This is a genomic window from Streptomyces sp. NPDC059248 (assembly GCF_042753905.1).
GTDB lineage: Bacteria > Actinomycetota > Actinomycetes > Streptomycetales > Streptomycetaceae > Streptomyces.
On record NZ_JBHYZV010000129.1, the window covers coordinates 1 to 14,400 of the forward strand.

A 14,400-nucleotide genomic window follows, 5' to 3' on the forward strand; every position below is an offset into this window, starting at 1 on the left:
GGCGGTCGCGGTGGTACTGGCCGACCTCGAACAACGCGGCGACGCGAGCATTCTCGTCCGCCGACTGCGGGGCCGCTGAGGGTAGCCTCGCGCTGGCCCCCCCCCCCCAACCCGCTGGGGCCCCCCCTCCCCCCCCCCCCCCTACGCCCACCGGGGGGGGGCCGGGGGCCCCCCCCCCGCTTCGTCGTTCGCGTGCCCCCGCCCGGGGCGGGGGCGCAGCCCGCCGGGGCGGGCGGGCTTACTTCTTGGCGGCCTTCAGTTCCCAGATCTGGAGGTCGGAGGTGGCGTTGAGCAGCTGCTCGACACCGCCGACGCCCTTGCGGGAGGCGACGTACTGCTTGCCCTGCCAGAGCGGGAGTACGGGCACGTCGTCGGCGACGATGTCCTGCATGGTGCTGAACGCGGAGACGGCGGCGGTGCGGTCGGCGTGGCGGCGCGACTGCGGGATGAGGTCGCGGACCTTCTCGCTCACATAGGGCGTGTTGAGGAAGTTGTCCTTGTCGAGGAAGGGCGCGATGTAGTTGTCGGGGTCCGGGAAGTCGGGGAACCAGCCCATGCCGTAGACGGGGTAGTCACCGCGCTTCTGGGCGGCGCGGAACGAGGCCCACTCGACGCCCTTGATCGTCACCGAGAACAGCTTGGAGTCGTTGAGCTGCTTGCGCAGGACCTCGAACTCCCGGGCGGTGCCGGAGCCGTAGCGGTCGGTGGTGTAGTGCAGGTCGAGCTCGACGGGGGTGTTGATGTCGGCGTCGGCGAGGATCTTACGGGCCTTGGCGACGCTGGGCTCGCCGTACTCGTTGTAGAAGGAGTTCTTGTGCGCGCCGATGGTGGCGGGGATCAGGGAGTAGAGCGGCTCGGCGGTGGCGCCGTAGACCTGTCCGGCGATCTGGCCGCGGTCGACGACCGCCGCCATGGCCTGCCGTACCGCCTTGTCCTTCACCTGGGGGGCGTCGGTGTTGAACGCGAGGTAGCGGATGGAGACGCCCGGCATCTCGACGAGTTCGACGTCCTTGCGGGGGTTCTCGGTGAAGTCCCTGATCTGTTCCGGGGACATCTCCCGGGTCATGACGTCGATCTCGCCCTTCTCCAGCGCCTTGCCCATGGCGGTGGAGTCGGGGTAGACGCGCATCTCGACCTTCTCGTTGGCGACCTTGATGTCGCCCCGGTAGGAGTCGTTGCGGCTGAAGACGACCTTGCTGATCCGGTCGTTCTTGACCTCGGCCTTCATCGTGTACGGGCCGGAGCCGTCGACCTGGAAGCCGTTGCGGAGCTTCTTCGCCTGGTAGTTCTTCTTGCTGACGATGCTCGCGGCGGGTGTGGAGAGCTTGTACGGGAAGGTGGCGTCCGGGGTCGAGAGGTGGAAGACGACCTCCTTGTCGCCCTTGGTCTCGATGGTGTCCACGGTGGAGAGCAGACCGGCGACGCCGTCGTCGGAGTCGATGGCGAGGACCCGCTCGATGGAGAACTTGACGTCCTCGGCGGTGACGGCGGTGCCGTCGGCGAACTTCAGCCCGTCGCGCAGCTTGCAGCGGAAGCTCTGGCTGGAGTTGTCGGTGAAGGCGCAGGACTGGGCGGCCTCGGGGGCGGGCTGGCCGCCGGTCTGCGGGGTCCGCATCAGGGTCTGGAGGCTGGGCCGGAGAACGTTCCAGGCGCCGGTGTCGTAGGCGTGTGCCGGGTCGAGGGGCGCCGGGTTGTCCTTGCCGCCCGCGATCTGGTCCGTGGTGCCCACGACGATGGTTCCCCCGCCCGAGGAGCCGCCCTTGGAGTCGCCGCAGGCGACGAGCGCGGGCGCGAGCAGGCCGACGACGGCCGGCAGCACCAAGGTCTTACGGTTCATCCTGGACGTTCTCCTCATCCGGCACTGGGTACTGCGTGCGAGGAGTCCCGCCGCGGCGCCCGTTCGGGGCGGCCCGGCCCGTCCTGGACCCCGGCGGGGCCCGGGTCCCGGGGTTGGTGACGGTTGGTCGACCGCCGGGGTGTGTCGGTGGTGCGGCGAGGACTCGCGAAGACATTAGTCGGCGGTCGCGGGTGACGCCGGGGAGGGCTGACGGGGCCTCGGGCGGGCTGTAATCGCTGAGTGACCGGCCATATCCCGGCCGCGACTCCCGGCCGGGGAATGTTTCGTACAGGACTTCATCAATGCGGACACATAGAACGCCTCGGAGCGTCCTCGGCGGTACCCGGGAGCGCCCCGGGCCGTGCGTCCAGTACACACAGAGTGAGGAATGTCACGCGGGAGAACTTATTCGCACATGACGGCGGGTGACACGGTCTCAGGAGTCGGATCCGGCCATCAGCGCCCGCAGGAAGGGCAGATCGACGGTCTCCAGCGATTCCACCACGATCCGGCCGCGGGCGGGGGCGATCGGGGCCACCGAGGGTACGGCGACCACCCGGCAGCCCGCGGCCTCGGCGGAGGCCACTCCGGTCGCGGTGTCCTCGATGACGGCGCAGCGGTCCGGTGTCACGCCCAGGCCCTGGGCGGCGATCAGATACGGGTCCGGGTGCGGCTTGGTGCGCGGCACCTCGTCGCCGGCGACGGAGAGCGCGAAGTCGTGCGGCAGGGAGTCGAGGACGCGGTCGATGATGCGCCGGTGGGAGGCGGAGACCAGGGCGGTGGGGAGTCCGGCGGCGGTCAGTGCGGTCAGCAGCCGCTCCGCTCCCGGCATCAGCGGAACGCCTTCGCTGATGCGCTTCTCAAAGGCGTCGTTGAGGCGTCCGGTCAGCTCGGGCAGGGTGATACGGGCCCCGGTGACCTCGATGAGGTATCCGGCGCTGCGGGTCATCGGGCCGCCCACGACGACTTCGCGCCAGGCGTCGTCCAGCTGGTGTCCCAGCTCGGCGAAGACCCGTACCTCCGCGTCCCACCAGAAACCCTCCGTGTCCACGAGGGTGCCGTCCATGTCCAGCAGAACGGCCCCGAGGGCCGATCCGTCCGCCGTACGGGCGAGGGACGCGGGGATCGCGCTGGTCATCGGCACACCTCCGGGAGGGACGAGAAGGCCGGTCGGCTCTCCCCTGGTGCTGGGACAGGCGACCGGCCTGCTGTGGACCGACAAGTCTACGACTCCGGCGGCTCGCGCGCCTCCGGATTGTCCACCGGCTTTCGCCATCGGTGTGACGATCCGACTACCGCGCGTTGAAGTACTTGGCCTCCGGGTGGTGGATCACGATGGCGTCCGTGGACTGCTCGGGGTGGAGCTGGAACTCCTCGGAGAGCCGGACGCCGATCCGCTCCGGCTGGAGCAGCTCGGCGATCTTGGCCCGGTCCTCCAGGTCGGGGCACGCACCGTAGCCGAGGGAGAACCGCGCGCCGCGGTACTTGAGGGCGAACATGTCCTCCACGGCGTCGGGGTCCTCGCCGCCGAAGCCCAGTTCGGCGCGGACCCGGGCGTGCCAGTACTCGGCGAGGGCCTCGGCGAGCTGGACGGAGAGCCCGTGCAGTTCCAGATAGTCGCGGTAGGCGTCCCCGGCGAAGAGTTCGGCGGTGGCCTCCCCGATCCGGGAGCCGACGGTGACGACCTGGAAGCCGACGACGTCCCGCTCCCCCGACTCCTCGGGGCGGAAGAAGTCGGCCAGACAGAGCCGGCGGCCCCGGCGCTGGCGCGGGAAGGAGAACCGGGTCCGCTCCGAGCCGTCCTCGTTCAGCACGATGAGGTCGTCGCCCTTGGAGACGCAGGGGAAGTAGCCGTAGACGACGGCGGCTTCGAGCAGATTGCGGGTGTGGAGCTGGTCGAGGAGCCCCCGCAGCCGCGGGCGGCCCTCGTTCTCCACCAGCTCCTCGTAGCTGGGGCCGTCACCGGTCCGGTTCTGCTTGAGCCCCCACTGGCCCTTGAAGAGCGCGCCCTCGTCGAGCCAGGAGGCGTACTCCTTGAGCTGGATGCCCTTGATGACCCGGGTGCCCCAGAACGGCGGCTCGGGTACGGGGTTGTCGACGGCGACGTCGGAGCGGGCCGCGCCCTCCTCGGCGCGGTCCTCGACGACCGCGGGCGCGGTGGCCCGTACCCGCCGCTGCTTCAGCTCGGGCAGGGCGGCGCCGGGGACGCCGCGCTTGACACCGATCAGGGCGTCCATCAGCCGCAGTCCCTCGAAGGCGTCGCGGGCGTAGCGGACCTCGCCCTCGTACAGCTCGTGCAGGTCCTGCTCCACATAGGCGCGGGTGAGGGCGGCACCGCCGAGGATCACGGGGTAGTCCGCCGCGATCTTCCGCTGGTTCATCTCCTCCAGGTTCTCCTTCATGATCACCGTGGATTTGACCAGCAGTCCGGACATGCCGATGACATCGGCCCGGTGCTCCTCGGCGGCGTCCAGGATCGCCGAGACGGGCTGCTTGATGCCGAGGTTGACCACGTTGTAGCCGTTGTTGGAGAGGATGATGTCGACGAGGTTCTTGCCGATGTCGTGGACGTCGCCGCGGACGGTGGCGAGCACGATCGTGCCCTTGCCCTCGGCGTCGGACTTCTCCATATGCGGTTCCAGATAGGCCACCGCGTTCTTCATGACCTCGGCGGACTGGAGGACGAACGGCAGCTGCATCTGTCCGGAGCCGAACAGCTCGCCGACGACCTTCATGCCCTCCAGGAGGGTGTCGTTGACGATGGCGAGGGCGGGCCGCTCGGCCAGCGCCTCGTCGAGGTCGGCCTCCAGCCCCTTCTTCTCGCCGTCGACGATGCGCCGCTGGAGCCGCTCCTCCAGCGGGAGGGCGAGGAGTTCCTCCGTCTTGCCCGCCTTGAGGGACTTGGTGTCCACCCCCTCGAACAGCTCCATCAGCCGCTGGAGGGGGTCGTATCCCTCGGCCCGCCGGTCGTAGATCAGATCGAGGGCGGTGGTGACCTGCTCGTCGTCGAAGCGGGCGATCGGCAGGATCTTGGAGGCGTGGACGATGGCGGAGTCGAGTCCGGCCTTGACGCACTCGTCGAGGAAGACGGAGTTCAGCAGGATCCGGGCGGCCGGGTTGAGGCCGAAGGAGATGTTGGAGAGCCCGAGGGTCGTCTGGACGTCGGGGTGGAGCCGCTTCAGCTCCCGGATGGCCTCGATGGTGTGGATGCCGTCCCGGCGGGACTCCTCCTGGCCGGTGCAGATGGTGAAGGTGAGGGTGTCGATGAGGATGTCGGACTCGTGGATGCCCCAGTTGCCGGTGAGGTCGGTGATCAGCCGTTCGGCGATGGCGACCTTGTGCTCGACGGTACGGGCCTGGCCCTCCTCGTCGATGGTCAGGGCGATCAGGGCCGCGCCGTGCTCCTGGGCCAGCCGGGTGACCTGGGCGAACCGGGAGTCGGGGCCGTCGCCGTCCTCGTAGTTGACGGAGTTGATGACGGCCCGGCCGCCGAGCTTCTCCAGACCGGCCCGGATGACGTCGACCTCGGTGGAGTCCAGGACCAGGGGAAGGGTGGAGGCGGTGGCGAACCGTCCGGCCAGCTCCTCCATATCGGCGACACCGTCCCGGCCCACGTAGTCGACGCAGAGGTCGAGCATATGGGCGCCCTCGCGGATCTGGTCGCGGGCCATCTCGACACAGTCGTCCCAGCGCCCGTCGAGCATCGCCTCACGGAACTTCTTGGAGCCGTTGGCGTTGGTCCGCTCGCCGATCGCCATGTACGAGGTGTCCTGGCGGAACGGGACGGTCTGGTAGAGCGACGCGGCGCCCGGCTCGGGGCGGGCTACGCGCTCGGGGGGCACCACCCCGCGGACCCGCTCCACGACCTGCCGCAGGTGTTCGGGGGTCGTACCGCAGCAGCCGCCGATGAGCGAGAGGGCGTACTCCTGGACGAAGGTCTCCTGGGCGTCCGCCAGGCCCTCGGCGTCCAGCGGGAAGTAGGCGCCGTCCTTGCCGAGGACGGGCAGCCCGGCGTTGGGCATGCAGAGCAGCGGGATCCGGGAGTGGCGGGCGAGATAGCGCAGATGCTCGCTCATCTCCGCCGGGCCGGTGGAGCAGTTCAGCCCGATCATGTCGATGCCGAGCGGTTCGAGGGCGGTGAGCGCGGCACCGATCTCGGAGCCCAGGAGCATGGTGCCGGTGGTCTCGAAGGCCATCGAGCAGAGCAGCGGCAGCTCGGTGCCGGTGGCCGCCATGGCGCGGTGGGCGCCGAGGATCGCGGCCTTGGTCTGGAGCAGGTCCTGGGTGGTCTCGACCAGCAGGGCGTCCGCGCCCCCGGCGATCAGCCCCTCGGCGTTGGCCTGGAAACCGTCGCGCAGCACGGTGTACGGGGCGTGGCCCAGGGTCGGCAGTTTGGTGCCGGGGCCGATCGAGCCGAGGACCCAGCGCTGGCCGCCGCCGGCCGCGGTGTAGGCGTCGGCGACCTCGCGGGCGATCCGGGCACCCGATTCCGAGAGTTCGTGGATCCGGTCGGCGATGTCGTACTCGCCGAGTGCGGAGTGGTTGGCGCCGAAGGTGTTGGTCTCCACGCAGTCGACCCCGGCGTCGAAGTACGCCTCGTGGACCGAGCGGACGATATCGGGGCGGGTGGCGTTGAGGACCTCGTTGCAGCCCTCCAGGTCCTGGAAGTCCTCCAGGGTGGGGTCCTGGTCCTGGAGCATGGTGCCCATCGCTCCGTCGGCGACGACGACCCGGGTGGCGAGGGCCTCGCGGAGCGCGGCGATCCGGGTCCGGCTGTCGGCGGGGGGTACGGAGGGGGTGGGCGACGAGGCCATGAAGGGGCTCCCTGGGCTGCGACGGCTGTCGGCTTTGCGGCTTCCGGTGGGAAGGCGCACGGAGTCAGGGTAACCGGGCCCGGCGGCGCGCGGTGAGGGTGTCCCACGGGGCGGACGGGTGCCGTGGCCTCCGACGACGGCGGACGGGGCGGTCCCGAGGTCCCGCCGCCTCGGGGCCGGGCGGCGGATCGCGGCCGGTCCTGACGGGGGGATCCGGAAAACGGTGGCGGTACGTCCGGTCGGGCGGTGGGCGGCATCGTTGTGTCACCCGTACGGCCGAGGGGGCGCCGGAGGGGCACCTGGGGGACGGCTGAGGGGCGACTCGGCGGCGACTCCCAGGTTTGTGGGGTTCTCGTGAAGCTTTCGGCCGCGAGATACTCGCACAGCGGCATCCTTGGTCGACATCGGCCGATAGTGTTCAGCATTGTCGAACAGCAGTAGGAGAGGGCCGATCCGATGGCGAAGAACATCCAGTCGCTGGAGCGCGCGGCGGCGATGCTGCGACTGCTCGCGGGCGGCGAGCGGCGCCTCGGTCTGTCCGACATCGCGTCGTCACTCGATCTGGCGAAAGGGACCGCGCACGGCATTCTGCGCACCCTCCAGGCCGAGGGCTTCGTCGAGCAGGACCCCGCATCCGGCCGCTACCAGCTCGGCGCGGAGCTGCTGCGCCTGGGCAACAGCTATCTCGACGTCCACGAGCTGCGCGCGCGGGCCCTGGTGTGGACCGACGATCTGGCCCGCTCCAGCGGCGAGAGCGTCCATCTCGGGGTGCTGCACCAGCACGGCGTCCTCATCGTCCACCATGTCTTCCGGCCCGACGACAGCCGTCAGGTGCTGGAGGTGGGGGCGATGCAGCCGCTGCACTCCACGGCCCTGGGCAAGGTCCTGTCGGCGTACGACCCGGTGGCGCACTCCGAGGCGGTCGAGGGGGACCGGAAGACCTTCACCCCGCTGACGGTGACCGGCCTCGACGCGTTCGAGTCCGTGCTGGCCGAGACCCGGGCCCGGGGGTGGGGCTCGGATCTGGAGGAGACCTGGGAGGGGGTGGCCGCGGTGGCAGCCCCCGTCCACGACCGGCGCCGGATGCCGGTGGGCGCGGTCGCGATCACCGGTGCCGTCGAGCGGATCTGCGAGACCGGCCCGGACCGGCGCGAGCTGCGTCCCGAGCTGATCACGGCCGTACGGGAGTGCGCCAGGGCCGTATCGCGCGACCTGGGCGCCGGGCGCTTCTGACCCACCGGGAGCGCCGTACGTACGGTTCTCCCCCGGCGCCGGAGGAGCGCGCCCGGCCCGGCGGCACCGGCCTCGGGAAGGGGCCCCGAGCGGGCCTTGAGCGGGCCGGGAACCGTCCTTGAACCGGCTCTGTACCCGGTCCGGACGAGAACACCGAGCGCGCGCAACGATTCCGGCGCATCATCGGATAACCGTACATTTCCATAGAGTCACCACGCGCCGGGCCGGCCGGTCCGGTGTGGATCCTTCCGCTTTTTTCCGGACTACTGGACCTCCAGCCCTTGACGGCGTGTTTACGCAGAGGAAAACTGCCGTTCATCGGTCGGCATTGTCGAACAGCTGACGGAAAATCGCGTTAGAGTGTGACTGCGCCAAGGACCGATACCGCCCGGTGGCTCCCGCCGCCGGGCGCGAGCCACCGGAGGAGCCGGGGTTCGCCATCCTGGACCAGGACAAAGGAGTCACGGTGTCCAGCTCCAATATCTTCATCGGCGAAGTCATCGGTACCGCCGTTCTCATCCTGCTCGGCGGCGGTGTGGTCGCCGCCGTCTCACTGAAGAAGTCCAAGGCGCGCAATGCCGGCTGGCTGGCCATCACCTTCGGGTGGGGCTTCGCCGTGATGACAGCCGTGTACATGACCACTTCCCTCTCCGGCGCGCATCTGAACCCCGCCGTCACCCTGGGTATCGCGATCACGGACGGCACCTGGTCGAAGGTCCCGGTCTACGTCGCGGGCCAGATGGTCGGCGCGATGATCGGCGCCGCACTGGTCGTGGTCGTGTACTACGGGCAGTTCATGGCCCATCTCACCGACCCCGAGATCGTCAGCGACGTCGACGACAAGCCCATCGAGGGCCCCCACGGCGGCACCAAGGCCGGACCGGTCCTCGGCATCTTCTCGACCGGCCCCGAGATCCGGGTCGCCTGGCAGAACCTGGCCACCGAGATCATCGGCACCGCCGTCCTGGTGCTGGCCGTGCTCACCCAGGGCCTCAACGCCGAGGGCAAGGGCCTGAGCACACTCGGCGCGCTGATCACCGCCTTCGTCGTGGTCGGTATCGGCCTCTCGCTCGGCGGTCCCACGGGCTACGCCATCAACCCGGCCCGTGACCTCGGCCCCCGGATCGTCCACGCGCTGCTCCCGCTGCCCAACAAGGGCAAGTCCGACTGGGGCTACGCCTGGATCCCCGTACTGGGTCCGCTCACGGGCGGAGCCCTCGCGGCGGGTATCTACGAACTGGCGTTCACGTGAACCGGGAAACGACTCATGTGAAGCGGTCGACCGCCGCGATATCCGAGCCGGCCGATACCCCCGAGAAGTCTGAGAACCCTGAGACCTCCGAGCAGGAGCACCCCGTGACCGACGCACACACCGCCGGACCCTTCATCGCCGCCATCGACCAGGGCACCACGTCCAGTCGCTGCATCGTCTTCGACAAGGACGGCCGGATCGTCTCGGTCGACCAGAAGGAGCACGAGCAGATCTTCCCGAAGCCGGGCTGGGTCGAGCACGACGCCACCGAGATCTGGACCAATGTCCAGGAAGTCGTGGCGGGCGCCCTCGCCAAGGCCGGGATCACCCGGGACGACGTCAAGGCCATCGGCATCACCAACCAGCGCGAGACCACCCTGCTGTGGGACCGCGCCACCGGTGAGCCCGTGCACAACGCCATCGTCTGGCAGGACACCCGTACCGACGGGCTCTGCAAGGAGCTGGGCCGCAACGTCGGCCAGGACCGCTTCCGCCGGGAGACCGGGCTCCCGCTGGCCAGCTACTTCGCCGGGCCGAAGGTCCGCTGGCTGCTCGACAACGTCGAGGGCCTGCGCGAGCGCGCCGAGCGGGGCGAGATCCTCTTCGGCACCATGGACTCCTGGGTCATCTGGAATCTGACCGGCGGCGTCGACGGCGGTGTCCACGTCACCGACGTCACCAACGCCTCCCGCACCATGCTGATGAATCTGCACACCATGGCGTGGGACGACAAGATCCTCAGCTCCATGGAGATCCCGGCCGGCCTCCTGCCGGAGATCCGCTCCTCCTCCGAGGTGTACGGCACCGCCAAGGGCGGCGTCCTCGACGGCATCCCCGTCGCCTCCGCGCTCGGCGACCAGCAGGCGGCCCTCTTCGGCCAGACCTGCTTCTCCGAGGGCGAGGCCAAGTCCACGTACGGCACCGGCACCTTCATGCTGATGAACACCGGCGGCACCCCGGTGAACTCGTACAACGGACTGCTGACCACGGTGGGCTACCAGATCGGCGACCAGGACGTGGTCTACGCCCTGGAGGGCTCGATCGCCGTCACCGGCTCGCTCGTCCAGTGGATGCGCGACCAGATGGGCCTGATCAAGTCGGCCGCCGAGATCGAGACCCTCGCCCTGTCGGTCGAGGACAACGGCGGCGCCTATGTCGTCCCCGCGTTCTCCGGCCTCTTCGCCCCGTACTGGCGCTCCGACGCCCGGGGAGTGATCGCCGGTCTGACCCGGTACGTCACCAAGGCCCACATCGCCCGCGCGGTGCTGGAGGCCACCGCCTGGCAGACCCGTGAGATCACCGACGCCATGACCAAGGACTCCGGCGTCGAACTGACCGCCCTCAAGGTCGACGGCGGCATGACCTCCAACAATCTGCTGATGCAGACGCTCGCCGATGTCCTGGACGCCCCCGTCGTGCGTCCGATGGTCGCCGAGACCACCTGCCTCGGCGCGGCCTACGCGGCCGGGCTCGCGGTCGGCTTCTGGCCGGACACCGACGCGCTGCGCGCCAACTGGCGCCGGGCCGCCGAATGGACCCCTCGCATGGACGCCGACCGGCGTCAGAGCGAATACAAGAACTGGCTCAAGGCCGTCGAGCGGACCATGGGCTGGATCGAGCACGAGGAGTAATCGAACATGACCACCCTGCAGAGCGTCCCGGCCCTCGGGACGCACCCGGCCGCCGGTTCCCTGCCGAGCCGTGCCGAGACCCGGGAACAGCTTGCCCTGGCGACCTACGACCTCCTGGTGATCGGCGGCGGCATCCTGGGCATCTCCACCGCCTGGCATGCCGCTCAGGCCGGGCTGCGGGTGGCCCTGGTGGACGCCGGCGACTTCGCCAGCGCCACCTCCTCCGCCTCCTCCAAGCTCCTCCACGGCGGTCTGCGCTACCTCCAGACCGGCGCGGTGAAGCTCGTCGCGGAGAACCACTTCGAGCGGCGGGCGGTCTCCCGCGAGGTCGCCCCCCACCTCGCCAACCCGCTCACCTTCTACCTGCCCGTCTACAAGGGCGGACCGCACGGCGCCGCCAAGCTCGGCGCCGGGGTGTTCGCGTACTCCGCCCTCTCCGCCTTCGGCGACGGCGTCGGCCATGTCATCAGCCCGTCCAGGGCCCGCCGCGACGTACCCGAGCTGCGGACCGAGAACCTGAAGGCCGTCGCCGTCTACGGCGACGACCAGATGAACGACGCCCGGATGGCGCTGATGACGGTCCGCGCCGCCGTCGCCGCGGGCGCCACCGTCCTCAACCACGCCGAGGTCACCGGCCTCCGGTTCACCCGGGGCCGGGTCAGCGGCGCCGAGCTGCGGGACCGTACCGACGGCACCGAGTTCGGCGTCGGCGCCCGGCTGGTGCTCAACGCCACCGGCCCGTGGGTGGACCACCTGCGCCGTATGGAGGACCCGAACGCGGCCCCCTCGATCCGGCTCTCCAAGGGCGCGCACCTGGTCCTCAAGCGCACCTCGCCCTGGCGGGCGGCGCTGGCCACCCCGATCGACAAGTACCGCATCACCTTCGCCCTCCCCTGGGAGGACATGCTCCTGCTCGGCACCACCGACGAGGTGTACGAGGGCGACCCCGCCGATGTCGCCGTCACCGAGAAGGACACCGCGCAGATCCTCGACGAGGCCGCGTTCTCCGTCCGCGACCAGCAGCTCTCGCGCGATCTGATCACATACTCCTTCGCCGGTCTGCGGGTCCTGCCCGGCGGCCCCGGCGACACCTCCCAGGCCAAGCGGGAGACCGTGGTCTCCGAGGGCCGGGGCGGCATGCTCTCGATCGCGGGCGGCAAGTGGACCACGTTCCGCCACATCGGCCGGACGATCATGAACAAGCTGGCCACCCTGCCCGGACAGCCGCTGGCCGAGGACATGACCCCGATGTCCGGTCTGCCGCGCAAGCTGCCGCTGCCAGGCATAGCCAACCCGCGGGCGGTGGAGCACCGGCTGCTGGTCGACGGCCCGGCCCCCGGCCCCCGGATGGCCGCGGACACCGCCCGTCACCTCGCCACCCACTACGGGTCCCTCGCCTTCGACATCGCCCGGCTCGCCAACGACGACCCGGCGCTGGCGGAGCGGATCCACCCGGAGGCGCCGGAGATCTGGGCGCAGGTCGTGTACGCGCGCGACCACGAGTGGGCCGAGACGGCGGAGGACGTGCTGCGCCGCCGGACCACCCTGACGATCCGCGGCCTGGCCACGGACGAGATCACGGCGAAGGTGGAGGGCGTCCTGGGGCGCCGCTCCTGACCCGATCGCTCCCCGACGCGGGCGGCTCCGGACGGAGCCGCCCGCGTCCTGTTGGAGGCGCTCCGCTTCGTCGTCGGGTCCCGCACCGTCGGTCGAGGCGCTGATCGCCGCCGATCTCGCGTTCCACCGGGGCATCGCCCACTGGTCGGGGAACGCGGTGCTGTGCGCCCTGCTCGACGGGTTGTCGGGCCCCGCGACCCGGGCCCGGATCTGGCGGGCCCTGGCGCTTGAGGGCGCGGCCGGCCGGATCGTCGACGAGCACCGGGCCATCCTCGGGGCGCTGCGCGACGGGGACGCGGAGGCGGCGCGCTCCCGGGCGACCGTCCATATCGCGGGCGCGGAGCGGTGGCTCCGGAGCGCCCCGGGCCCGCCTCGGGAACCCAACGGCCGCCGGGGCGGCGGTCGTTGAAGGACCGCTGACGGACCGCTGACGGACTACTGATGGGCGGCCGATGGGCGGCCGGCGGCCGTTCCGCCCCCGGACAGCTCGGATGTATCCGCGGTGTGCCCGTCGGGGAGACGAACGGTGTCCCATTCACCCGGGCGTGCACGAGGGCTGCGGCGCCACCGCCCGCAAGCCGTAAGGTTGGGGCGTACGAGAGGGAACTTCGGAAGGAGGCACTGGGTGATCGAGCTCGAGGGGGTACCCGAGCTGATCGACCCGGTCATGGTGGCCGCGTTCGAGGGCTGGAACGACGCCGGCGACGCCGCCTCCACCGCGGTCGGGCATCTGGACCGGGAATGGAAGGGCGAGGTCTTCGCGGCGCTCGACGCCGAGGACTACTACGACTTCCAGGTCAACCGGCCCACGGTGTACATGGACGGCGGGGCACGGAAGATCACCTGGCCCACGACACGGCTCTCGGTGGTCCGGGTCGGCGGCGACAAGCCGCGCGATCTGGTACTGGTCCGCGGCATCGAACCGTCGATGCGCTGGCGTTCGTTCTGCAACGAGATCCTCGGCTTCGCCCATGAACTGGGGGTGGAGATGGTGGTGATCCTGGGCGCGCTGCTCGGGGACACCCCGCACACCCGTCCGGTACCGGTCAGCGGCATCACCTCCGATCCCGATCTGGCGCGGGCGATGGACCTGGAGGAGACCCGGTACGAGGGGCCCACGGGCATCGTCGGCATCCTCCAGGAGGCGTGCACGCACGCGGGGGTGCCCGCGGTGAGTCTGTGGGCCGCGGTGCCGCACTACGTGTCGCAGCCGCCGAACCCGAAGGCGACGCTGGCGCTGCTGAACCGGCTGGAGGATCTGATCGGGCTGCGGATCCCGCTGGGCGAACTGCCCGAGGACGCGCGGGCGTGGCAGTTGGGCGTGGACCAACTCGCGGCCGAGGACTCGGAGGTGGCGGAGTACGTCCAGACGCTGGAGGAGGCCCGGGACACGGCGGAGCTGCCGGAGGCGTCGGGCGAGGCCATCGCCCGGGAGTTCGAGCGCTATCTGCGGCGGCGGGACGGTGGTCCCGGCGGCGCCGGCGGGCCCGGTACGGGTCCGGGGGTCGCCTCGGCCTCCGATTCCACCGAGCCGGGCGCGGGCGGTCCCGGTGGTCCGGCCGGTGGCGCCTATCTGCGCGATCCGTCGTCCGGGCTCGGCCGGTCGCAGAAGGGCCGGTGGCCGAGCGGCGACGAGTCGGCGGGTCCGGCGGAGGCCGAAGCCGCCGATACGGCGGAAGCGGATACCGCGGACGGGTCCGCCGAGTCCGCCGAGTCCGCCGGTGGTTCCTCCGGGGACACCGGTACGGCGGACGGATCCGGGGACTCCCGGGAATCCGGCGCACCGGGTGACCGGCCGGTGGCCCCCGAAGACGCCGGGGAGCCCGAGGGCGACGAAGGCACCGGAGACGCCGGGGACGCGGTGACGGACGGCGGTCCCGACGAATCCGGTGACGTCGGTGACGCCGGTGACGCCGGTGACTCCGACGTATCGGACGCGTCCGGTGACTCCGGCAACTCCGGCAGGAAGAAGGACTGAGGCCCGTCCGGGTCCGGGTGAGGGGCGGTGCCGCATAG

General features: G+C 70.7%; 8 protein-coding genes and 1 pseudogene. 6 read left to right on the forward strand and 3 right to left on the reverse strand.

All coding sequences use genetic code 11. The features are described 5' to 3' along the window. Positions 1 to 238 precede the first annotated feature (238 nt). From ACFXG1_RS31925 to metH, 3 genes are all read right to left on the reverse strand, one after another. Positions 239 to 1,837, reverse strand: a complete 1,599-nt coding sequence (locus ACFXG1_RS31925; RefSeq protein ID WP_384712211.1) for an ABC transporter substrate-binding protein — start codon at positions 1,835 to 1,837, stop codon at positions 239 to 241. A gap of 436 nt (positions 1,838 to 2,273) precedes the next feature. Then, positions 2,274 to 2,975, reverse strand: a complete 702-nt coding sequence (locus ACFXG1_RS31930; protein ID WP_384712214.1) for an HAD family hydrolase — start codon at positions 2,973 to 2,975, stop codon at positions 2,274 to 2,276. Between the two features lie 154 nt (positions 2,976 to 3,129). After that, complete coding sequence (gene metH, locus ACFXG1_RS31935; protein ID WP_384745694.1) at positions 3,130 to 6,651, reverse strand: methionine synthase; 3,522 nt, start codon at positions 6,649 to 6,651, stop codon at positions 3,130 to 3,132. Between the two features lie 456 nt (positions 6,652 to 7,107). On the opposite strand from metH, the gene ACFXG1_RS31940 reads away from it, so the two are divergent. From ACFXG1_RS31940 to ACFXG1_RS31965, 6 genes and pseudogenes are all read left to right on the forward strand, one after another. Then, a complete protein-coding gene (locus ACFXG1_RS31940; protein ID WP_384712223.1) occupies positions 7,108 to 7,884 on the forward strand; it encodes an IclR family transcriptional regulator in 777 nt (258 codons plus the stop codon). A gap of 466 nt (positions 7,885 to 8,350) precedes the next feature. After that, complete coding sequence (locus tag ACFXG1_RS31945) at positions 8,351 to 9,136, forward strand: MIP/aquaporin family protein (protein ID WP_384745696.1); 786 nt, start codon at positions 8,351 to 8,353, stop codon at positions 9,134 to 9,136. A 104-nt stretch (positions 9,137 to 9,240) separates the two neighbouring features. Next, the gene (gene glpK / locus ACFXG1_RS31950; protein ID WP_384712228.1) at positions 9,241 to 10,767 is read left to right on the forward strand and encodes a glycerol kinase GlpK; all 1,527 of its coding nucleotides are present in this window, start codon (positions 9,241 to 9,243) and stop codon (positions 10,765 to 10,767) included. A gap of 6 nt (positions 10,768 to 10,773) precedes the next feature. Then, positions 10,774 to 12,384: an FAD-dependent oxidoreductase gene (locus ACFXG1_RS31955; RefSeq protein ID WP_384745698.1), complete on the forward strand. Its 1,611-nt coding sequence runs from the start codon at positions 10,774 to 10,776 to the stop codon at positions 12,382 to 12,384. 76 nt (positions 12,385 to 12,460) lie between these two features. Continuing rightward, a pseudogene (locus ACFXG1_RS31960) lies at positions 12,461 to 12,793 on the forward strand (FadR/GntR family transcriptional regulator); the annotation flags it as partial. A gap of 216 nt (positions 12,794 to 13,009) precedes the next feature. Next, complete coding sequence (locus ACFXG1_RS31965) at positions 13,010 to 14,362, forward strand: PAC2 family protein (RefSeq protein ID WP_384745700.1); 1,353 nt, start codon at positions 13,010 to 13,012, stop codon at positions 14,360 to 14,362. The last annotated feature ends 38 nt before the right edge of the window (positions 14,363 to 14,400 follow it).